Origin of the sequence: Anaerocolumna cellulosilytica, assembly GCF_014218335.1 — a bacterium.
In the GTDB taxonomy this organism is placed as follows: Bacteria; Bacillota; Clostridia; order Lachnospirales; family Lachnospiraceae; genus Anaerocolumna; species Anaerocolumna cellulosilytica.
Map to the genome: position 1 here is coordinate 2,465,033 of NZ_AP023367.1, position 21,305 is coordinate 2,486,337.

Annotated in this window: 23 protein-coding genes; 21 read left to right on the forward strand and 2 right to left on the reverse strand. The window is 35.1% G+C overall.

All coding sequences use genetic code 11. The features are described from left to right. Window position 1 precedes the first annotated feature (1 nt). The 8 genes from acsn021_RS09940 (at window position 2) to acsn021_RS09975 (ending at window position 10,375) form a co-directional block, all read left to right on the forward strand. Window positions 2–817, forward strand: coding sequence for a polyketide synthase dehydratase domain-containing protein (locus tag acsn021_RS09940; protein WP_184093345.1), 816 nt, complete (start codon window positions 2–4; stop codon window positions 815–817). A gap of 60 nt (window positions 818–877) precedes the next feature. Further along, the gene (locus acsn021_RS09945; protein WP_184093344.1) at window positions 878–4,438 is read left to right on the forward strand and encodes a beta-ketoacyl synthase N-terminal-like domain-containing protein; all 3,561 of its coding nucleotides are present in this window, start codon (window positions 878–880) and stop codon (window positions 4,436–4,438) included. 15 nt (window positions 4,439–4,453) lie between these two features. Continuing rightward, the gene (locus acsn021_RS09950) at window positions 4,454–5,578 is read left to right on the forward strand and encodes a 2-hydroxyacyl-CoA dehydratase subunit D (RefSeq protein ID WP_184093343.1); all 1,125 of its coding nucleotides are present in this window, start codon (window positions 4,454–4,456) and stop codon (window positions 5,576–5,578) included. 18 nt (window positions 5,579–5,596) lie between these two features. Continuing rightward, the gene (locus tag acsn021_RS09955; RefSeq protein WP_184093342.1) at window positions 5,597–6,940 is read left to right on the forward strand and encodes a 2-hydroxyacyl-CoA dehydratase subunit D; all 1,344 of its coding nucleotides are present in this window, start codon (window positions 5,597–5,599) and stop codon (window positions 6,938–6,940) included. A gap of 84 nt (window positions 6,941–7,024) precedes the next feature. Next, complete coding sequence (locus acsn021_RS09960; protein ID WP_184093341.1) at window positions 7,025–7,576, forward strand: methyltransferase family protein; 552 nt, start codon at window positions 7,025–7,027, stop codon at window positions 7,574–7,576. Window positions 7,577–7,731: 155 nt separating this feature from the next. Continuing rightward, window positions 7,732–8,688, forward strand: a complete 957-nt coding sequence (locus acsn021_RS09965; protein WP_184093340.1) for an ABC transporter ATP-binding protein — start codon at window positions 7,732–7,734, stop codon at window positions 8,686–8,688. After that, the gene (locus acsn021_RS09970; protein WP_184093339.1) at window positions 8,685–9,818 is read left to right on the forward strand and encodes an ABC transporter permease; all 1,134 of its coding nucleotides are present in this window, start codon (window positions 8,685–8,687) and stop codon (window positions 9,816–9,818) included. Before acsn021_RS09965 ends, acsn021_RS09970 begins: the two co-directional genes overlap by 4 nt. Beyond that, window positions 9,818–10,375, forward strand: coding sequence for an ankyrin repeat domain-containing protein (locus acsn021_RS09975; RefSeq protein WP_184093338.1), 558 nt, complete (start codon window positions 9,818–9,820; stop codon window positions 10,373–10,375). Before acsn021_RS09970 ends, acsn021_RS09975 begins: the two co-directional genes overlap by 1 nt. Before the next feature lie 169 nt (window positions 10,376–10,544). On the opposite strand, the gene acsn021_RS09980 is transcribed toward acsn021_RS09975, so the two are convergent. Next, a complete protein-coding gene (locus tag acsn021_RS09980; protein WP_184093337.1) occupies window positions 10,545–10,760 on the reverse strand; it encodes a helix-turn-helix domain-containing protein in 216 nt (71 codons plus the stop codon). 78 nt (window positions 10,761–10,838) lie between these two features. Next, window positions 10,839–11,057, reverse strand: a complete 219-nt coding sequence (locus tag acsn021_RS09985) for a helix-turn-helix domain-containing protein (RefSeq protein ID WP_184093336.1) — start codon at window positions 11,055–11,057, stop codon at window positions 10,839–10,841. Window positions 11,058–11,183: 126 nt separating this feature from the next. Between acsn021_RS09985 and acsn021_RS09990 the strand changes: the two genes are divergently transcribed. The 13 genes from acsn021_RS09990 (at window position 11,184) to acsn021_RS10050 (ending at window position 21,303) form a co-directional block, all read left to right on the forward strand. Continuing rightward, complete coding sequence (locus acsn021_RS09990; RefSeq protein WP_184093335.1) at window positions 11,184–11,459, forward strand: DUF6809 family protein; 276 nt, start codon at window positions 11,184–11,186, stop codon at window positions 11,457–11,459. 217 nt (window positions 11,460–11,676) lie between these two features. After that, window positions 11,677–12,516: a GNAT family N-acetyltransferase gene (locus acsn021_RS09995; protein ID WP_184093334.1), complete on the forward strand. Its 840-nt coding sequence runs from the start codon at window positions 11,677–11,679 to the stop codon at window positions 12,514–12,516. A gap of 450 nt (window positions 12,517–12,966) precedes the next feature. Then, complete coding sequence (locus acsn021_RS10000) at window positions 12,967–13,659, forward strand: alpha/beta hydrolase (RefSeq protein ID WP_184093333.1); 693 nt, start codon at window positions 12,967–12,969, stop codon at window positions 13,657–13,659. 51 nt (window positions 13,660–13,710) lie between these two features. Next, a complete protein-coding gene (locus acsn021_RS10005) occupies window positions 13,711–14,094 on the forward strand; it encodes a VOC family protein (protein ID WP_184093332.1) in 384 nt (127 codons plus the stop codon). A gap of 264 nt (window positions 14,095–14,358) precedes the next feature. After that, a complete protein-coding gene (locus acsn021_RS10010) occupies window positions 14,359–15,312 on the forward strand; it encodes a hypothetical protein (protein ID WP_184093331.1) in 954 nt (317 codons plus the stop codon). A gap of 236 nt (window positions 15,313–15,548) precedes the next feature. Further along, window positions 15,549–16,037, forward strand: coding sequence for a hypothetical protein (locus tag acsn021_RS10015; RefSeq protein WP_207725153.1), 489 nt, complete (start codon window positions 15,549–15,551; stop codon window positions 16,035–16,037). Between the two features lie 237 nt (window positions 16,038–16,274). Further along, entirely contained in the window at window positions 16,275–16,625 is a 351-nt protein-coding gene (locus acsn021_RS10020) for a helix-turn-helix transcriptional regulator (RefSeq protein WP_184093330.1), read from the forward strand. A 124-nt stretch (window positions 16,626–16,749) separates the two neighbouring features. Further along, window positions 16,750–17,511 (forward strand): aminoglycoside adenylyltransferase domain-containing protein, encoded by a 762-nt coding sequence (locus acsn021_RS10025; RefSeq protein ID WP_184093329.1) that lies wholly within the window; start codon window positions 16,750–16,752, stop codon window positions 17,509–17,511. 126 nt (window positions 17,512–17,637) lie between these two features. Next, entirely contained in the window at window positions 17,638–18,264 is a 627-nt protein-coding gene (locus tag acsn021_RS10030) for a DUF6273 domain-containing protein (RefSeq protein WP_184093328.1), read from the forward strand. A 76-nt stretch (window positions 18,265–18,340) separates the two neighbouring features. Then, entirely contained in the window at window positions 18,341–18,817 is a 477-nt protein-coding gene (locus tag acsn021_RS10035; RefSeq protein WP_184093327.1) for a pyridoxamine 5'-phosphate oxidase family protein, read from the forward strand. A 64-nt stretch (window positions 18,818–18,881) separates the two neighbouring features. After that, the gene (locus tag acsn021_RS10040; protein ID WP_184093326.1) at window positions 18,882–19,784 is read left to right on the forward strand and encodes a phosphotransferase enzyme family protein; all 903 of its coding nucleotides are present in this window, start codon (window positions 18,882–18,884) and stop codon (window positions 19,782–19,784) included. Window positions 19,785–19,865: 81 nt separating this feature from the next. Further along, window positions 19,866–20,297 carry a hypothetical protein gene (locus acsn021_RS10045; RefSeq protein ID WP_184093325.1) on the forward strand — a complete coding sequence of 144 codons (432 nt, stop codon included), beginning with the start codon at window positions 19,866–19,868 and terminating at the stop codon, window positions 20,295–20,297. Window positions 20,298–20,409: 112 nt separating this feature from the next. Continuing rightward, entirely contained in the window at window positions 20,410–21,303 is an 894-nt protein-coding gene (locus tag acsn021_RS10050; protein WP_184093324.1) for a phosphotransferase, read from the forward strand. Window positions 21,304–21,305: the final 2 nt, after the last annotated feature.

A 21,305-nucleotide genomic window follows, 5' to 3' on the forward strand; every position in this document is an offset into this window, starting at 1 on the left:
AATGGAGAATCAGAATCTAGGAACCTACAAAACTGTATTATCAGCAGAGCAGGATATAGTATCAGACCATAAGTTTCAGAAGGATTACGTTGTACCGGCAGCAGTTTACTTGGCTATGGTTAAGGAAGCTTTTGTAATTAACACTTCTTCCAATGAGTTGGAATTTTTAGAAGTTTCTATATTAAATGCCTTAATCATAGAACAGGATGTGCCTGTAAATGTTTTTGTCGAGCTGGAACAAGACGGTGCGGTATATCGATTTAAGGTAGTAAGTCAGAAACTGGATAAAAATAGCTTGCATGTATATGGGAAAATAAGAGAATCCTCTTTTCAGAGAGAGGATTCCTTACTCCTTACAGAAATTCAGGCACGATGTAAGGAGTTTATTGAAAAAGAGGCGTTTTATAAAAGATATGAACGGAGTGGTATTTATTATGGGAAATATTATAAAACCGTTCAGGAGGTACATCAGAATATCTTTGAATTTATATCGGTAATCGAATCTGAGAAGATAAATGATAAAAGCCCTTTATATCCACTCTCCATATTCCCAGCCTACATGGACGGAGCTATACAATCCATAGGGTCCATTTACAGAGGAGATGAAAAGATTATATATGTGCCGAGCTTCATCAAAAGAATCAGAATATTAAAAATTCCTACAGGTAAATGTTATTGTTATGGAACAACGTATACAGATAGTTCTAAAAATCCTGAAAAGCTAGTATATGACTTAACCGTATGTGATGAAAGAGGGATGGTTGTCATGGAATTGTCACAGTTTGAGATGAAGAGATACATAATAGGTCTTAGATAATGGGTTTTCAAACACACCCTGGCAAGAAACAGTATCTCATCGATAAAGAGGGAGTACTTTATGGAAACATTTGAAATTGAATTAAATCTTTTAGAGCATGATGTAGTTAAGGATCATGTGATTTCCGGTTTGACTATCCTTCCCGCTGCTGCCTATATGGAACTAGTACTTGCTAACTTTGAGCATTTCAATGCAGAGTATGGTGTAACGCTAAAAAGAATTAAATTTAATACACCGATGATATTTTCAAACAGCAGTACAAAAAAAGTACATATTACTTATGAAAATGCAGGAAGCCTTTATAAATTCCAAGTATTGTCCCTAAATGAAGAGGGTGGTTTTATAGGGCATGTAGAAGGTCAGGTGGAAGAAGCAAAGGAAGAGTTATCACCTTGCAATCTCTTAAACGTGAATGAAAGTGATGGAAAATACCTTGGGAAAGAAGAGGTATATGAAATGTATAAGGAAGCCGGACTTTCCTACGGGCCATTTTTTAGATGTATTGAGAGTATTTGGATGCATGAGAAAGAAGTGTCTGCAAAGTTAGGTATTCCAACTGGAAGAACGGATAAGAACAGGGTCTATCTTCTTCACCCGGCAGTATTAGACAGTGCCTTTCAGGCAGCGGGGCTGCATACATTTTATGAGCAAGGAAACAGGGTTTATTTACCATATTATATAGAAGAGATTATTTACCGGAAACCTTTTGAAGAGATATCTATATGCCGCAGCAAGCAAAGGGATACGAATTCAGAACAATCACCTGTCAAACGATATGATATCTCTCTGTATGACACGAAAGGAAATGGCTGTGTACATATAAGGGGACTTACGATAAAGTCACTGGATAAACCGGTAGGTAGCTCAAGTAAAGCGGAGGAATCCCAAGTAGTGTCATACAGCAAAGAGAAGACGCTAAGCGACACGAAAGTAAAGCCAAAAACCATTGATGGTAGTAATAAATCGGAAGTAGCAGATAAGGTGATTGAGGTATTATCAGAAGTGTTACATATTGATAAGAGCGAATTTGATTTAAGAGCTGTCTTTGGTGATTACGGCGTAGATTCCATTATTGTAGAAGAGCTTTTGGGAAAACTGAATGGGGAATTCGACGTTATACTGGATGCCACGATACTATTTGATTATCCCACCATAGATGCATTAAGTGAGTATTTGACAAAGATAGCTGGTAAGTCTATTAAGGCAGCTAAGGAAGTGACGAAAAGCAATCTTTCTCAATTCACAATTCCTGCAAGTAATGAAGGAGAAAGAGCGGTAAAAGAAATCGTATTAACTGGTAACAAAACTAAAAATGAGTTACCTGAATTGGAAAAAGAGAAGGGAGAGGGGGCATATGAGATTGCAGTAATCGGTATGTCCGGTCGATTCCCTGAAACAGAGGATGAGGAAGAATTTTGGGATTTCATATGTGAAGGAAAGTCAGCAATTACTGAAATTCCTAAAAGCAGATGGAATAACGATACCTTCTATTCAGAAGATTCAGACGCGCCGGGCAAAACAGATTGTAAGTACGGGAGCTTTCTTCACGGTATTGACGAATTCGACCCAACTTTTTTTGGAATCTCTGTTAATAAAGCACCGATGATGGATCCCCAACAAAGGTTAATGCTAGAAGTAGCCTGGAAGGCAGTGGAGGACGCAGGTTACAGCAATGGAAGCCTGGCTAAAACCAGAACAGGGGTGTATATAGGAATTTGTAACAATGAATATGTCCATCTTGGTGAGAAAGCCTATGAAAAACTATCGCCTCACGTAGCAGCCGGCAATGCTTTTTCTATTGTTGCGAATAGGATATCCTACGTCTTAGATGTTAACGGGCCTAGCATGGCTATCGATTCCGCTTGCTCCTCCTCCATGGTAGCACTGCATAATGGATGTAGGGATATTATTGCAGGGGAATGTGAAATGGCATTAGTCGGTGGCGTTAATCTTACCTTAGCACCTGAGAATCACATTATCTTCTCAAAAGCAAAAGTGTTATCAACGGATGGAAAAATAAGATCCTTTGATGAACAGGCAAATGGTTATATAAGGGGGGAAGGAGTCGGTGCCCTACTTTTAAAACCACTTACTAAGGCATTGGAGGATGGTGACAATATTCATGCTGTAATTAAAAGCACCTCTATAATGCATGCAGGAAAGTCAAACGGTCTAAATACACCAAATCCTGTTTCTCAGAAAAAGGCGATACAGGAAGCTTATATAAAATCCGGTATCGCTATGGAATCAATATCTTACATAGAAACACATGGTTCAGGGACAGAGCTTGGGGACTATTCTGAATTCAGGGCAATGTCCGATGCTTTTAAACAGATGACAAATAAAAAGCAATTTTGTGCAATAGCAACGGTAAAGGCAAATATCGGTCATGCAGAATCGGCCGCTGGGGTTTTAGCAATTATAAAAGTAATTTTGTCATTACAAAAGCGTAAACTTCCACCCTTAATTCATTTTGAAAGAAAGAACAAAAAAATTGATATGGTTAATTCGCCCTTTTATGTGAATAGTAAATTATCCGATTGGATACCGAATGGAGAAATCCGTAGAGCAGGGATAAATTGTTTTGGCTTTGGCGGTACTTATGCACATGTAATCTTAGAAGAATATGTTGACAAGTCTGATGACAGTAGAAAAGAGAATGATAAAGGGTATCTGCTTACGTTGTCTTCTCAAAGTAAAGAAACATTAGTAGAGATAAGTAAACATATAAAAGAGTATATTGATAAAAGAGGAGCAGAAATGAATCTTTCCGACTTGTGTTATACTCTGGCAAGCAAAAGGGAGCATTACAATTATCGGATAGCACTGGAAGGTGAAACAGTAGGTGAGCTAAAAGAAAAACTGGAGGATCTAGCAGAGAATGGGGTCGGTAGCAAGGAAATTTTTTATGGTGGCAAGGAGAATAAAAGGCCGAAGCAGCTTCTTATCTTTCATCAGGCAGCACCCGGTATAAATGACATAGTATGTTTTTACAATAGCTCCTTCTTGTATCAAAAAATAGTTCAGGAGCTGGTGAATGAATTGCCTGCTGATTATAAAGAAACCATTCAAAAATATGTGATAGACCAGAACTATAACCCAATGATAGGCGAAGAAGAGGAATGGGTGCTGGCAATTGTTCATAATGAGGCAGTATACCATACGCTAAAACAGATAGGAGTGAAAGTAAATGGTCTGTATGGTGTAGGTAAAATTGGTGTGACTTCTTCGCTGCTTATAGCAGGAGTTATCAATTCCAAGGATTTGAATCTGATATACAGAGATAAGATGACTCCAATCAATCGAGACAGTAGTACGAACGAATTATTGAAGTGGTTCATGGAAGGAATAGACATTACGGTTCCGGAACCAATTACAATCAGTCAGTGGTTGGAGCATTGGAATGAGGAGGCGTTAGCAAGTCTTATACAAAGGCAGCCAAAGCTTAACCTTATAAAAAGTGAAACATTATCTACTTTTAAGGGCTTTAAAAGGGCAGTGGCAGAGTGTTATGTACAAGGAATGAACCTAAACTGGACAAGTTATTATATGGGAGAACAGCATAAAACGGTTAGTGCCCCGGGATATGTGTTTAGCCATAAAACTTATTGGCATATATGAAAAAGGAGTATACGTATGAAAATAAATGAAATATACCTGGAGTGTCATCGAATCGTTGATAATCCTATCAAATATATGAAGGAAGAAAAAGAAAAAACGGGGCAGAAATATATAGGCTATATCTGTATCTTCCCACCGGAAGAATTATTACACGCTTCCGGTTATATACCGGTTAGAATCATGGGGTTTTCAAATAAGTTTATCAATTCTGAAAAATATATAACAAGCAATTGTTGTGAATATGTAAAAAGTATGATTGACTTTTTAAGTTCTGAGGACGCTGAGATCTTAGATGGGGTTGTATTTGGACATTGCTGCGACACTTTGCAGGTTACGGCAAACATAGCACCTACTATTACAAACAAAAATATTTTTGTATATAATGTACCGGCTAATCTGGATTCAGAAGCTGCTTTTAATTATGTCAAAAAGGAAATATGTAATTTTAGATCGGAGCTGGAAGAGACCTTAAGCATACAGCTTAAGGAAGAAAAAATGGAAGAAAGTTACAATACATATAAAGAAAACAGACGATTGCTTAAGGAATTGTATCGGCTTAGAAAGGATAATACAGGGCTAATAAGCGGTTATGACAGCTTAGCAGTGATTATGGCAGGACTCTATATGCCGAAAGAAAAACATAATGAGCTGCTGCGAGAATTGTTAAACCAGTTGGAGAATGAAACCCAGCAACAATTAAAAAGTGAGAAAAAGAAAATTCTCATATCCGGCATACTTAATCTTAACTTAAATATTATTAAAGCAATTGAAGAAAGTGATGCGATTGTCATGAACGATGATTTATGCGAGGGTGCCAGAATGATTCCAAGAAATGAAGTTTGTGAATATAAGTATCCCGATGCTTTTGCAGAGAATACCACCAGCTTATTTTGTCCGGTAAAAAACTATAAACATAGTAGTTATGAACAAATTCTTAGAGATAAATATACGGAAACGGGCTGTAACGGAATAATATTTGTTTATTTTCCATTCTGTGACCCGCAATTTATGGAGTATGCATATGTAAAAAAGAAGTTTGCAGAGGAAAAAATAAAAACACTGTTAATTGAAACAGTAATTAATACCAATAACTTTGCTCAATTACAAACTAGAATTGAGGCATTTGTGGAATCATTATAGAGAGGATGGTGCATTTAGTTGAATCAATTGCAAAAGAAATCAAATAGTAATATGGCAGATTTGTCTCGTTCCACAAGAATGCTGAATAATTTATTATTACAGCATTATAACGGAATGCATAAATTAAAGGAAAAAAAGCAGCCGGTAGCATGGGTTGGAGTAGATATTCCGGCATATCTATTTAGAGCAATGGGGATTGTTCCTGTGTATCCCCAAATCCATGCGGCGTTTCAGGCGCAGCGTAATTCTGTAAAAACAATGATTGATAATTTAGAAAGTAGATGGGAAATTCCCCACAACATCTGCGGAGAAGTAAAAGGTGTGATTGGGGCGGTACTCTGTGAGAACGGAACGGCATTTGACATACCAAAACCGGACATATTAATTACTTCTAATAGTACCTGCGGACAAATATCAAAAGGCTTTAGCTTTATCAGTAAACATATGGGAGTTGATTTAATAGATTTGGATTTTCCTTTTATTTATAATCAGGCAAATGAGGACATGCTTCAATATGCGTCAATTCAGATAGATGAAATGTTTGGTATTCTAGAAAATAAAATAGGGCATAAACTTGATGTAAACAACCTGCTTGAAAGTTATGCCAATATTCAAACCTTTTCTGAGATGTGGGGAGAGATTTGCGAAGCGAATATAGTAACGCCTGCTCCTGTGAATGCTCTGGATTTATACATGTACACTTCCTGCTTTCTTACAATGGATACGGAGGATAAATTACTTTCAATGCTGGCTGCTCTGTACAATGAAGTATTTAGTCAGGTGGAAAGAAACAAGCAGATTGAAAATGAAGAAAAGTATAGAATCCTTTGGCATTACCTGCCTATATATTCGAAGAAAAGATTTTTCAAACAACTATTTGATGAACATAAGGTATCCTTAGTAACCGGCACCTATTTAGCCATGCATGATGAATTAAACAGTCCCGTGAATTTTGACTTTCATTATCCTGTGACAAAAGAACAAATCGAGAATGCCAAGCTTTGGCTAAAGTATACCAAGCAGAATGAAACCTATGAACAAGTAAGAAAAGAAATGATTGAATATACGGCAGAATCCATGCTGATGTCAGATGTACATCGCGGGGGCCAGCATAAATTTAATCAAATTAAAAAAATGGTGGAAAAGTATCGTATCGACGGAGTGATTCTGCATAATGACAGAAGCTGCCGACCCCAGTCCCTGCCCCAATACGATATAAGAAGCAGAATTTTAGAAGAGTTAAAGGTACCCGTTCTATTATTTGATTCAGATACCATGGATGAAAGATATTTTTCAGAATCACAAATTACAACTAGATTTGAAGCCTTCATTGAAAGAATGGCTTTAAACAAAGGCTTTTAAAATGGAGTTATGATAGTTTCCCCCAAGTGTAACAGTTTCATTTAAATAGCAAAGAGGGTAAGTATAAAAAAAGGGAGATGAGGTATGTATACAGAAAAATCAATGATAGGTTTATTCATATTATTTTTTGTTCTCATGATAATTTCAGCAGTAAAAATGACATATGATTATAAGAAAAAAGGGAGACTTACTCTGCCGGGCTCGGTCATATTACTTGTATGGTTTTGCGTGCATGGCCTTATTATGGATTATGCCACCTGTAACTCTATCTATGAACAGGCGGATAACTTTCTCTTAAGAACTACGGGCATTCTTTTAATTGTTTCGGGTCTTGTTATTATGGTAATCGCTATGATTAACTTTGGAACTTTTACCAGAACCATGGGAGTTAATACTAATGAACTTATTACCACGGGATTGTACAGGTATACAAGAAATCCTCAATATGTGGGTTACGGTATTACGGTGATAGGGTTTAATGTGGCATGGTTTACGCCAATATCGGTAGTTTCCATGATTACGTATTTAATCATGATTTATATTACGATAGTGATAGAAGAGAAGAATCTAAAAAGAATTTATGGTGAGGATTTTACTTCCTTTTGCAATACAACTCCAAGATTTATAGGGTTATAAAACTTTTAGTATAGGCTGATTGTTAAAATATTGACAGTAAATGGAAAAATGTGATAAACTATTTTGAGTCAAAGTAAAATATTCCTATTAGTTCACTATATATGCCAGAATTGGAATTGGCAGAGGTTTTTTCTCAGTAAAAGGAGGGGATGCGAATGATTAAGAAAAGGGAGGAAGCTTTTCTTAGTGTGGAAGGATTAAATAAAAGATATCAAGAGCTCATAGCTGTTGATAACGTTCATTTCACTGTGAACAAGGGTGAAATATTTGGTTTTCTCGGGCCAAATGGTGCAGGAAAGACAACAACCATACGAATGTTGTGTGGGTTAATCAAGGCCGATTCCGGAAATGTCAAGTTAGATGGACATCTTTTGGCAAATGATTATAAGAAAGTGAAGCATCTTATCGGCTTATGTCCTCAGGAAATCATAATATGGGAATTGTTAACGTGTCTGGAACAGTTGGTTTTTACCGGTATGTCCTATGGATTAGATTCTGATACGGCTAAGAAAAAAGGGAATCAGATTCTAGAAGACCTAGGACTTGGCGATAAAAGAAATAAGCTTGCTAAGACTCTGTCAGGGGGAATGCAAAGAAGACTTAATATAGCTTTAGCATTAGTACATGACCCAAAGCTTATCATTCTGGATGAACCTCAGGCAGGGCTTGACCCTCAAAGCAGAATTCTTGTCAGAGACTATATTAAAGAATTAGCAAAAGAAAAGACAGTAATTCTTACCACCCATGATATGGATGAAGCTGACCGATTATCCGACAGGATTGCAATTATAGACCATGGAAAAATCCTATATACTGACACACCTGAACAATTAAAGAAAAAATCCGGTGAGGGAGATATTCTGCAAATACGGATAAAAAATATCAATCAACAGTCCGCTGCAAAGCTTTTAAATGCCATACCCCAGGAAGTGAAAGAGAAAAAGTATTCTGATGGATACTTGTTTTTAAGTGCAAAAAATATACTTGAACTTGTGCCAAAGGTAAGTACCATTATGGAAAATAATAAGATCCAGGTTGAGGATATGACCGTAAGAAAACGTACGCTAGAGGATGTATTCATAGCGGTTACGGGAAGGGGGCTTAGAGAATGAAATTTTTAGCATCGTTTATCAAAGCATTTAAAGAAAATATGAGAGATTGGAAGGCACTCCTTCTGGTACTCCTTTTTTCACCTTTTTTCGTATTTTTGATATGGCTGTTTTATGGAGGAGAGGCTACTACTTATAAGGTAGGTATTGCGAATCTGGATTCCGGCCAGAAAACCCAGGAGCTGATTCGTGAAATTGAAACTTTGAAAATGGATGAAGCCAAGCTATTCGACGTAAAGTATTATAATAATGCAGAAGAACTGACTAAAAAGCTAAAGGATAAAACCATTGATTTGGGACTTGTAATACCGGCGGATTATTCCACTAAGTTGGAAAATCAGTTACACGGTGAAGATATACCTACTGTTGATATGTATGGAAGTATGGGAAATGTAAAATATACCATCGCTGCCTTGTTTATTACTAACAGTATTTATGAACAGGGAATGACAGTGCAGGAGATGGAATTTCCCTCCTACATAACGGAAACCTTTGTAGAGAAAAATACAAATATGAATGAATTTGACGGGTATGTGCCCGGTTTGATTTCATTGGCTGTATTAATGACTATTTTCACATCATCAGCTTCCATTGTAAGAGAAAATGATAAGCGTACCCTAATGCGGTTAAAATTAAGCCCACTTGGCTCTTTTAACTTCTTAAGTGGAATAACTGTTGTTCAGGGAATAATTGCTGTAGTGGCACTTACCATATCTTATTGGACTGCTTTAGGACTTGGTTATCAAGCCGCCGGTTCCTTTGCTACAGTGTTGGTAGTGGGTATTTTATCCAGTTTGTCAATGGTTTCGGTGAGTTTGATTATAGGAAGCTTTCTGAATACAGTTTTCGATGTATTAACCATTGGCTGTTTCCCATTCTTTGTTATGATGTTCTTTTCCGGAAGTATGTTCCCTATGACAAAGATAAATATGATAGAAATATTCGGTCATCCCCTGGGGATTACTGATTTAATACCTCTCACACACACCGCTTCGGCCTTTAACAAAATTCTTAATTTCGGCTCCGGTCTTTCAGATGTACTTTTTGAAATCGTTATGATATGTATACTTACTGTGGTTTATTTTGGTGCAGGAATTATGCTGTACCAGAAGAGAAAGTTATCAAAGGCGTAATGAGTATATATATCAAAGGCTATCCTGAATTTAATATCATTGACCCTATCGCGGTAGACATCACTACGAATAACATGAAAGCCATTCAAACTGCAATAGAAGACGGATTTTTAGTAAATCAGCCACTTCTATTATATGGAATGGAGGGCTTATGGATTTATCCTGTTATGTTAGCCATATGTTATAATCATATTGAAACCATAGAATTATTGGTTTCAAAAAAAGCAAAATTGGACATAAAGAAAGAACATGCCTTTTTATATGCTTTAAAATATTCTAATATGGAAACAGTAAAGGCGGTATTAAAGTTAGGGGCTAAGAGTGATGTAAAGGACAGAATAGGAAAAAACATGTACAGTTACGCATTAGAGACAGGAGAAACGAAAATTGAAAAGTATGAATTATTACAGGAACTAGGTTATTCTGTGAAAGATTATGCTTCCGATAGTGCATTTATGGCCATGATTCTATATGACTATGAAACACTGAATTATTTTATAAGTCATGGTTTAGATATGAATAGAATAAGCTCAGGTGAATCAGCCGAAGGAATATGATATAAACATATTGTAATATAGAATAACACAGCACACATGATTGGAAAAAAAGTCGGACAATGTATGGAGCCCTTTGTTATACTGAGTTTGTCTAAGCTTAATCGATTATATAATAATCGGTTAAGCTTATTTGTACATATGACTGCCTGAAAGTAGGTAAATTAATTATTTAGTTAGGATATGGTTTTTTCTGGTTGGTTCTATCGAGCAAATAATCTACACTAGTCTGGTAAAAATCTGCGAGTTTTATTAGGACATGAACTGGAATACTAACTTTTCCACATTCATAATCACTATAGACTCTTTGGCTACAATTTAAATATTCAGATATTTGCTTTTGCGTTAAATCTCTATCTGTTCTTAAATTTCTTACTCTTTCATACATATGCTTTACCCCCATAAACGATTATATCCTAGCGAATGTACCACTATAGTATTTTAGCGGTATGTTCACTAAAACAAATTATGAAGGGGGATATGGCTTTTTATATTTTGTTCTATTCAGCAAATAATCAATGTTGGTTTTATGAAAATCAGCAAGTTTAATAAGTATCTGTGTTGGAACATCAACTTCGCCACGTTCATAATTGCTATAAACTCTTTGACTACAGTTAAGATATTCGGCCATTTGGTACTGAGTTAAATCTTTGTCCACCCTTAAATTACGAATTCTTTCATACATATTTAATCACCTCATGAAAATTATAACTTAGCGGTCATTCCGCTATTGACTTTTAGCGGAAATACCGCTAAAATAAATTGAGATTATTATATGCAATAAAAAAATTCTAAAAACGAGAGGGTTTATATGGAATCAATTATTAAAAAATTATATTATGGAAGTCTTAATCCTGACGAATGGATAATTAAAAAAGAACCTGAATACCAAAAATTGAATGAGCAGATTGTAATTCTCTTGGATAAGTTGAAGCAGTTGACGAACCAAGAAATATTTGAAAATATTTCCGAATTGATGGAAATAACAACTGAAACAAATTCTTTAGAAACTGCACACTCATTTTCGTTTGGCTTTAAATATGGTGCAATAATGATGATGGAAATACTAAAGAATGAAAAAGAATAAAAATTCCAAAGTAGCAAAGCAAGAAGTCCATTAGTCAGTACAGACATATTGAGCTTCTTTTTTGTAGTAATCAAGTTAGAGTAATATAACATTTAATTACAAAGATTGGTTATTTAACACTATGTTTTTCAGTAGAAATTTGGTATAATGTAAAGAAAAATATGGTGATTCGTTCATATGAGAAAGATAAATTAAGCTTGATTATAGGAGACAAAACATGGAAAATTGTAAGGAAATAATTCAGGCAATAGAAGCATACTGTTTAAATCAATTAGGAGTATATGAATCAAGACCTTTTGGTAAATATCCGATTTGCTATCGGGTAATGGGAAAAATATTTGCACAGTTTAATCCCGAAGCAAGCTTCTTTAAAATAACATTAAAATCTGAGCCGGAAAAGGCAAATTTTTACAGGCAGCTTTATCCGGAAATTATAGTTCGCGGATACCATTGTCCACCTGTGCAGCAGCCATATTGGAATACTATTGATTTAGATGCCTTTTCCAATATGGAAATGCTATTTCAGATGATTGATGAAGCATATGATGCGGTCGTGGAAAAATTCAGTAAAAAGGTCAAAACACAGTTGTTAACATTGACAAAACTGGAGTATAAAGATACCAATGGGGAGAATCCTGATTTTGCCATGCTTTGTGACAGATTGGACGGTGCTCTTAATGAAATCGTTGGGGGTAAACAGCAGAGAAGTCATTACGAACAATATAACAAAAGAGATAGTATTCAAGATGTAATGGTTGTTTATCAGGAGGGTCAGCCGGTTGCATGCGGTGCTTTTAAAATGTATGACGAAGATCATGCGGAATTAAAACGTATTTATACAGAACCGTCTAATCGAAATATGGGATTGGCGGCAGAATTGATAAGGCGTTTAGAGGCTAAAGCAAAGATTAAAGGATATAAATGGTGTATTTTAGAAACTGGCAGGCAGATGGAAGCAGCTTGTCATGTTTATAAAAAAGCAGGATATAAGATAATTCCAAATTACGGACAGTATGCAGATATGCCAGATTCAATTTGCATGGAACGAAAAATATAAGATAGCTGTCAACTTGTTTGGGGTTATTACAATGAATTTCTATTCCATCTATGATTAAAGTAGTATGAAATATTTTGTGATGTAAAGGATAACATTTATGAAATGGATAGAAAAGTTCAAAGAATGTTATGCCCCCTTATGAGGCATTAATCGATTTTTTCTAGAAAGAATCCGTAACTATAAAGTATATAATAACGATCCCTGCTTTGATAAAATTTCCGGTTGGAATATGGTTTATTAAGGTAAAGTTCGAACTAAACTGTTAATTTATAAATTGTATGTATAAAGAGGTCAAAGCAATGGATTTTATTACTATTGACATATATTAATAGGCAAGAGTAACTAAAAAACTATGGAGGGTAATACCTCACAGTGGAGTTAGTTTGAATAATAAAACTTTTTTCAAACTCTTGATTTATACGTGTGCTAAAGCACACAGATTGGAATAAAATGAAAGCTGAAAGCATTAAAATTAATAATATCCCAGCCATTATATGGGGTGAAAAATCAGACAAGCTATACATTCATGTTCATGGGAAAATGTCTTGCAAAGAACAGGCAGAGCATTTTGCTAAAATAGCAGATAAAAAGGGCTATCAAACACTTAGTTTTGATTTGCCGGAACATGGTGAAAGAAAAGAGAGTAATTATCGTTGTGACATCTGGAATGGTATGCATGACCTTACTGAGATTGGTAACTACGCATTTTCAAAGTGGCGTGATGTTTCATTGTTTGCTTGCAGTCTCGGTGCATACTTCAGTTTAAATACTTATGCAGACAGAAATTTTAGGAACTGTCTTTTCCAATCGCCTGTGTTAGACATGGAATACCTTATTCAGCAAATGTTTTGTTGGTTTGATATAACTGAGGAAAAGTTATATCTGGAAAAAGAAATTCCTACACCTGTTGATTTATTGCGTTGGGATTATTATCAGTATATCAAAAAACATCCAATTAAAAAATGGAATATCCCTACTTCAATACTTTATGGAGGAAAAGACAATTTGCAATCAGTAGAAGTTATTCAAAAGTTTGTGAAATCCCATGACTGCAAACTGTCAATTTCTCAAAGCAGTGAACATCCCTTTATGGAAAAAGGGGATATAGAAATTGTTCGCATATGGCTTGAAGAAAACCTATGAGCATAATGTAAAGCTTGTTATTTTTAGTAGGCGCAAAAGGAGAGATTATATATGGAGAAAAACTTACATTCAATACTTGCGGTGTTTCCTACACCGAATATCGAAGAAACCGCCAGGTATTATTACGAAGTTATGGGATTTAGAATTGTTAAATATTTAGATGTAAAAGAACCCCACATATGCCTTTACCGTGATAGTGTGGAAATAATATTGACTAAAGCAAATAGTGAAAAAGTCCATACAAATAGGGAACTATACGGTTATGGGGAAGATGCTTATTTTGTAGCAGACAATCAAGAAGCATTACAAAATGAGTTTATCAGTAAGGGAGCTAAGATTGTTCGTCCGCTCCATGTGACGGATTATAATAATAAAGAATTTGTGTTAGAAGATATAGATGGACGGTGGATTGCTTTTGGAATGAAACAAAAATAACACATCAATAAATAAGCATATTTCAAGAGCCATTCAGACAGCAGAAACTGGAGATAGTATTATTAAATAGCTATGACCAAAATACTAAATTAGCATATATAAGCGAAAAACTTGGTAGTGGGTTAATGGATAATATCGCTGCTTATAATTAAGATGAGGGTGAACACATAATACTAAGATACTGGATATATTTATAAGTGTGAAACAAACAAAATTTCACAAATTCAAATTTGCAAGGATTTGTAATATGAAAGGATACCGTTTATGAAATGGATAGAAAAGTTCCCAAAGAATGTTAAGCCTACGTATGAGGAATTAATAGAGTTTTTACCAGAAAGAATCCGAGAGCTGTTTTTAATCTTTGACAATAAAATGGTAACTAACTATAAAGTATATAATAACTACCCCCGCTTTGATAAAACTTACGGCTGGAAGTATGGTTATTGCCGAAACTACCGCATTGAACTGCTGTCTGTTACAATCGTCGACGATTCTTTCGAAGTTTTAGGTATTACTGTAAAAGATGAAAAATCTTTCAATGTCATGCTTGAAAAATGCAAAGCAAAGTATGATGATGGCTATGAAGAAAGATATGCCTTACTAACAGCAGCTAAGAAGGCTAATCAAATTAATAGGACAAAAACTCGCTTAGACCGTGAGAAAAAAGAACTTACGGATTTAACTAAAAATATCGATTCATCAAAATTTAATAAATGCAAATGGGCTGAAAAAGTATCGAGAAATAAGTTAATCAAACTATATCAAGACGAAGCGAAAGGACTTCTTGAAGAGGACTTGCTTGATGATATCGGTTACACATTTTATACTCGGTGTAAACAAGCAAGAGATACTCGCGAACATTTAGAAAAAGGCGAAATAATATGCCATTTCTGTGGCGCAGTACATAAATCCACCAGCTATACGGCATTGGTAGCCTGTCCATGTGGATATTACTATACCTATCGTGAATATCGCCGCAGCTGTAACGCAAATAATGTACCTGGAGGACGCGCAACAGAAATATTTAAAGCATTTACAGACAATTGGTTAAAGTGTAAATCAGCAAGAGAGAAGATGTTGGTGATAGATGAGTTAGTTCACGAATGTCATGTTAGTGCGATGACGGGCCTTAAAGGCAGAAGCGTATGTATGAATTTAGTAGAAGGTACTCTATCTCAGATAAAGAATATGCTTGAGATGTTAGCAGGACATGAATGAAAAAGAAATGTTCCAAAGAATTAGGAGAGACCGTTGCATATATTAACTTTGTAAAATGAGAATGTTTGGTGTTTGGTAATAGTTTGTTCGGCCTTTTATGTAAAAACGGTAAGTTAAATTTGCAGATTATATATGATATTGGTTTGTAAATGCGAAGTAAAAAAATTATGTTATAGGTGGTGGTTAAAATTTATTTATATCATTATTTCGATAAAACAATCGGGCCATTTGTCAACTTGTCTGAACTATCAATTGATGAAGCAAAATCCATTCTAAATACGCTAAAAGTAACGAGACCTAATTCACAATGTGCTCAAAGACACGATAAATATGTGGAGTATAGGCATAATTGTGAGAGTATAATCCGGTCAGAGTTTAAGAAAAAGGGGGGAATTATAAATAGAAAATCACCCCATTACATGGTGATTGAGCATAGTCCATGGTTAAGTACTTGGTTTGAAAATGGTACTTTTATTAGAATTCCTATTGAAGAATTTGATAGTATGACTATTTCATTTACTTACGGTGATTCAATGCCTACATTTAGCCCGACGATTCATGATGGTAGGGAATATCGAAAAAAGCTTTATACATATGATGAAATACTAAAAATTATTGAGAAGTATGGATTACCGCAGGATTGGAATGATGATGGGAAAAACGGTCCGGAACGATATATTGAGGCGCATGTATGGAGTGATGAAACAATTGATAAGTATCGTTAATAAGCATAATCCATAATGAACGATAACGGGTTCGTTGATAAGCTCTTCGTTCATAAAGATTATGAAAACAAGGGGATTGTTACGGCTATTGTAATGAACTAATTTATATTAAGGTAAGAAAATATAAAAGGTATAGTAATTTCAAGTGCAACCGAAATGCAACTGATGGTTGCGTAATAGTTGGTTTGGGCAACAAGGATTTTCTGTTAAAATGTTCGTAGAAAGGAGGTATACAAAATGAGCATTAATATTCCATTGTTACTTGGAGGTTTTTTAATCTATCTCGCTATTACAGCCGTTATTATTATCCTTGTTGTACTGGTTATCCGAGCACTTCTGAAATATATTCGCACAAGCGACGTGCGAATAGAAAAAGAAAGAGTAAAAAAGTCGCTTGGTGAGGCACTAAAGGAAAACCGTACTCGTTGCAAAATGACACAGGAATTTGTTGCGGAAAGTATTGGTGTCAGCCGGCAAGCTGTATCGAAATGGGAAAACGGCACTTCTGACCCAAGCACTTCAAATCTTTTGGCACTCGCAAATCTGTACAGTATCTCAGCAGAAGATTTGCTGAAAGAAGTCGAGTAACACGGCTTAAGTTAGTCGACATATAACAACATGTCAATTTCAGTGCAAACAAATTTCTATCCTATTTTTAATTTAGTAAAAAAGATTAGTAGATAAATCGAAATTTGATGAGGTGATATTTAGAATGGATAGATATAGAAATTTATTAGATAACTTTGTCATGCAAAGTAAAAACATTTTAGGTGATAACCTTGTAGGCATATACCTTCATGGTTCCGCTGTGATGGGATGTTTTAACTATAAGAAAAGTGATATTGATTTACTTATTGTTATTAAGAATGAGAATTCAAATGAAGATAAACGAGACTATATGAACATGGTTGTTGAACGAAATAGGGAAGCACCAAAAAAGGGGATAGAGCTTAGTATTGTTAAAGAAAGTGTTTGTAACCCATTTGAATATCCAACACCTTTTGAACTTCATTTTTCTATAGCACATTTAAATTGGTATCAAACAAATCCTGAGGATTATGTTGAAAAGATGAAAGGGACAGATAAGGATTTAGCAGCACATATTAAAATTATTTATCACAGAGGAAAAACGGTCTATGGAAAAGAAATTAAATCCGTTTTTTCAGAAGTAAGTAGAGAAGATTATATGGATAGTATTTGGATCGATATAGAGAATGCAAAAGATGAGATAATAAAAAATCCAATGTATATCATACTGAATTTATGCAGAGTATTAGCGTACAAAAAGGATAATTTGGTATTATCAAAGCAGGAAGGTGGCGTATGGGGAATAGAGAACATAGCAGATTCTAAATATAAAAAGCTGATTTCAAATGCATTGGTAGAGTATCAAACTGGGGAAGAAATGGTTTTGGATAAATCCTTGGCAAGCATATATGCTGAATATATGTTAGAGCAAATTAAAAGCGCGTAAATACCATTACCATTTGCTTAAGACAAGAATCGCAATGTGAAAAAACAGAAAACCAGAATATAAGTCTGTGGAGTATAGCAGACAAATTCATTACTGAAAATTTCATATTATACAAGGAGAAAGAGGATGACAGAGTTTACTATCGGTGAGGTTATGCCATTTGGAGGTTATCATTGGCGAATTCTTGATATACAAGGAAATGCGGCCTTGCTTATAACGGAATGTATAATCGAACAGCACCCCTATAATAATAGTCCTGGTGATGTAACATGGGCTGACTGCTCGTTAAGAAAATATCTTAACGGTGAGTTTTATAATAAATTCACTGTGGCCGAACAGTCAAGAATTATTCCTGTATTGAACAAAAACCATGACAATCAGTGGTACGGTTCAAGAGGTGGTGAAGATACAAGAGATTACATATTTCTATTAAGCATTGAAGAAGTGGCATGTAAATACTTTGGTGACAGTAGTAAAAACCTTGAGAACCGCAGCCCCAAACAACGATACTGGTTTCAAAAGCAAGACAAAAACAACGATAAGCGAAGAGCGACATTCGATGGATATAGATGGTGGTGGTGGCTTCGGTCGTCGGGGCGTGACAATAGAAGAGCTGTCTATATCCATGGCGATGGCAATATAGGTATACAGGGAAACGGTACCTTTCGCTATAGTAGTAATACTATTCATCCTTCAACCGGTGATAACAGCGGAGGAGTTCGTCCAGCTCTGTGGCTGAGCCTGGAATTATAGACCTTTGGGGCACTTTTTAACTGGTTGGATTATTATTACAACATAAATGGTATCAACGTAAAGGAGAAAATTAATAATGAGTAAGTACGAGAACGCAATGAAACTGATGGAGGAGCGATGTGGAAATGGCAAGGAAGAAGTGATTGCCCTTGCCACAATTTCGCTATCTACAAGTGCTGCCGGAAATCCCCGCCCCACTGTCCGTATGGTATGCGCCTATTATGAAGACGGTGCATTTTATGTTTCTACGGATGCCAAGAAAAATAAAATGCTGCAAATTGAGAAGAATACCGAGGTTTCTGTTGGTGGGTTAGGCTGGTATTCGTTCCAAGGTACGGCCGAAAATCTCGGTTGGGTCAAGGATGAGAAGAATGCGGAAATTAGAGCCAGGTTCAAAGATGTCTTTGATTGGTTCGATGAAGTTGGCGACGAAGACAATCCGACCTCAATCGTGCTGCGGATTAACCTTACAGAAGGCACTATTATTGACAATGAAAGAAAATACGGTGAGCAGCAGTATGAAGTTGATTTTATCAATCATACAGCAAAATAAATAAATCTGTGAAGTATGAGAGAAGTAATTGATAATCAAATAAATTATGAGAGAAGATTATAGAATGGAATTTCTTGCACAGATTGAATTAAACTACGGGAATGATTTTAAAAATCTAAATATGATAAGGGACTGGATAGGACAAGTCTATGAAGTCACAAAGGATAATAAAAGATTTATAATAAAAAAATTTCGTAAAGAACACACGAAGCAGGCATTACAATCTGTAGAGGTTATGACATATTTAAAGGAGATTAACTTTCACGTTCCAAGCATTATTACGACATTAAAGAAGAAGAAACATTTTGTATATAATAACCAGGTTGTAGTTTTATATGAATACATAGTTGGAGAATGTGTAGATAAAATAGGCAATCTTTTTGCCGTTGGGAAACAATCTGGTTTCATGAGGAAATCAATGGAATCCTATAGTGGAGATGTTACGAATCATGGTTATGAGTTCTTCATAAAGCGATATCTTGATATTATGAAGACGAAAGAATATCGAGGTATTACTAAATTTGTTGAATTAGGTGATTACCTATGGGAGAATGTGAAAAACTTACCTCTTGGGTTTATTCATGGGGATTTGCATGTTGGAAATATGTTTTGGCAAAAGAAGAATGAAATAGTATTTTTTGATTTTGATGCATGTGCGATTGCCAGCCCTGTATATGACGTCGCAACAGCCTGTGATGCCACAGATTATTTTGACTTATCAGCCGATAATTTTAAAAATGGATTAAAGCAAACACAAAAAAACGTAATGGAGTTTATGAAGGGTTATGAAAATTATTTTAATTTAAGTGAGGAAGAAGAAAAAGCTATTTTTTATTTTATAGCTATACGACACTTTGACATTCAGTCGACCATTATTGAAAGTCAGGGATTGGCTTGTGTGAATGAGCAGTTTCTTGATAATCAATATCTTTGGCTGGAAAAATGGTTATTTGGTACATCGTTTTAGAATTTCTCTGTTTAATATGCTACAAGTTCCAAGTTGTTGGTATGGATAAATCAGAAATCAAAATTTAGAGAGGGAGTTCATATGGGGAATCCACAAATTGGTATAGAAATAATAGACAAATCTTTAACAGATAATCATTATTGGAGAAAACTTGTCACTATGTTCGCTTTGGTTGGTATGAGATTTGAAATCCATTGCTGGAATGAAGAAACAGAGGAAATTAAAGCTGCATCTATCTATGGAGAAGTAAAAACGAGTGATTGGGAGTTTGGAACAATCATTGAAGGAATGCTTGATGAAAAATTCATTGAAATGATATATCATACAATAAAGCCACAGGATACAGAAATACACAATAAAATGACCCCTTTCTTTTCAATATTTTTTGAAAATGGATTTTCTTCGGAGCATTATGGGACAGAATTTCACATTTTATCTGCACCCACCGAGGATTTGAATTTTACAGCGTTGTTAGAAGAAATCCGGGAGTATGCAATTATCAATAAATATTAATATGAAAGTGCGGACAAATACAATATACAGACGGATGATGGAATGATTTTGGAATGAAACAACTACCACACATAAGCATAATCCTACTAAAAACAGATAAGGTGTTAAACAAATGAAAATTCTTAATAGTACGCTTGAAAACTTATTTTGTATAGGTACTGAAGACATAACCATTAGCCGATGTAGCAATGGGGATGTTAATTCCTCTTATATAGCAAGTTATAGAGACAAAAAATATTTTGTTAAAATCCAAGATAAAATGAATCTTCCGGATTTGTATGAAAATCAAATAGAACGAGAAGTAATAGGTGCTGCTTTATGTGAAAACCAGGAGATACCTTGTCCGAAAATTCTTTATTATAATTTGGATGAAAAATTCATTATAACAGAATATATGGATTATGAATTGCTAGGGAACTTATGGAACTTGTTCAATAGTGAGGAAAAGAAATATGTAAAAAATCAAACCTTGAGAATAATTGAAAAGATGAATCGCATGGAATCAGATTACTTTGGAGGGATATATAAAAGTGGGAAAATAAAACGGTTTAGTCAGTGGACTGATTCATACAAAAACATTGTAGAAATAGCCTTAGGTGACTGCTTGCGTTATGGAAGTATAGCAATAAATGAATGTAACATTATAACAGATAAAGTAAATGAAAATTGTAGAAAATTAAATCAAACTGCGCAGCCTAAAGCTGTGTTTTCACACCTAGATTTGCATTGGAATAATATTTTTATTGATAAAAATACGAAACAAATTAAGGGAGTTTTTGACTTTGGAAGCGCTTTATATACCCCTGATTATATGGGGTATTTCCGTCTAGATGGAGGATTTCTTTATGGTACTGATTCTTTTTATCACAAAGAAACCATTTGTCCTGTAGAAATTAATGAAAATGAATATCAATGTGCAGAATTACTAAACACGTTAGATTATTTTACTTTTCTTTCCTATAAGAATCTGAATTACGAAAGGGAAAAGCAAATTTTATTAAAATAACT

Bases quoted from the DNA above. Each gene is read 5' to 3' on its own strand.
- acsn021_RS09940 (WP_184093345.1), top strand. From the start codon at position 2: ATGGAGAATCAGAATCTAGGAACCTACAAAACTGTATTATCAGCAGAG.
- acsn021_RS09945 (WP_184093344.1), top strand. From the start codon at position 878: ATGGAAACATTTGAAATTGAATTAAATCTTTTAGAGCATGATGTAGTT.
- acsn021_RS09950 (WP_184093343.1), top strand. From the start codon at position 4,454: ATGAAAATAAATGAAATATACCTGGAGTGTCATCGAATCGTTGATAAT.
- acsn021_RS09960 (WP_184093341.1), top strand. From the start codon at position 7,025: ATGTATACAGAAAAATCAATGATAGGTTTATTCATATTATTTTTTGTT.
- acsn021_RS09965 (WP_184093340.1), top strand. From the start codon at position 7,732: ATGATTAAGAAAAGGGAGGAAGCTTTTCTTAGTGTGGAAGGATTAAAT.
- acsn021_RS09970 (WP_184093339.1), top strand. From the start codon at position 8,685: ATGAAATTTTTAGCATCGTTTATCAAAGCATTTAAAGAAAATATGAGA.
- acsn021_RS09975 (WP_184093338.1), top strand. From the start codon at position 9,818: ATGAGTATATATATCAAAGGCTATCCTGAATTTAATATCATTGACCCT.
- acsn021_RS09980 (WP_184093337.1), bottom strand. From the start codon at position 10,760: ATGTATGAAAGAGTAAGAAATTTAAGAACAGATAGAGATTTAACGCAA.
- acsn021_RS09985 (WP_184093336.1), bottom strand. From the start codon at position 11,057: ATGTATGAAAGAATTCGTAATTTAAGGGTGGACAAAGATTTAACTCAG.
- acsn021_RS09990 (WP_184093335.1), top strand. From the start codon at position 11,184: ATGGAATCAATTATTAAAAAATTATATTATGGAAGTCTTAATCCTGAC.
- acsn021_RS09995 (WP_184093334.1), top strand. From the start codon at position 11,677: ATGGAAAATTGTAAGGAAATAATTCAGGCAATAGAAGCATACTGTTTA.
- acsn021_RS10000 (WP_184093333.1), top strand. From the start codon at position 12,967: ATGAAAGCTGAAAGCATTAAAATTAATAATATCCCAGCCATTATATGG.
- acsn021_RS10005 (WP_184093332.1), top strand. From the start codon at position 13,711: ATGGAGAAAAACTTACATTCAATACTTGCGGTGTTTCCTACACCGAAT.
- acsn021_RS10010 (WP_184093331.1), top strand. From the start codon at position 14,359: ATGAAATGGATAGAAAAGTTCCCAAAGAATGTTAAGCCTACGTATGAG.
- acsn021_RS10020 (WP_184093330.1), top strand. From the start codon at position 16,275: ATGAGCATTAATATTCCATTGTTACTTGGAGGTTTTTTAATCTATCTC.
- acsn021_RS10025 (WP_184093329.1), top strand. From the start codon at position 16,750: ATGGATAGATATAGAAATTTATTAGATAACTTTGTCATGCAAAGTAAA.
- acsn021_RS10030 (WP_184093328.1), top strand. From the start codon at position 17,638: ATGACAGAGTTTACTATCGGTGAGGTTATGCCATTTGGAGGTTATCAT.
- acsn021_RS10035 (WP_184093327.1), top strand. From the start codon at position 18,341: ATGAGTAAGTACGAGAACGCAATGAAACTGATGGAGGAGCGATGTGGA.
- acsn021_RS10040 (WP_184093326.1), top strand. From the start codon at position 18,882: ATGGAATTTCTTGCACAGATTGAATTAAACTACGGGAATGATTTTAAA.
- acsn021_RS10045 (WP_184093325.1), top strand. From the start codon at position 19,866: ATGGGGAATCCACAAATTGGTATAGAAATAATAGACAAATCTTTAACA.
- acsn021_RS10050 (WP_184093324.1), top strand. From the start codon at position 20,410: ATGAAAATTCTTAATAGTACGCTTGAAAACTTATTTTGTATAGGTACT.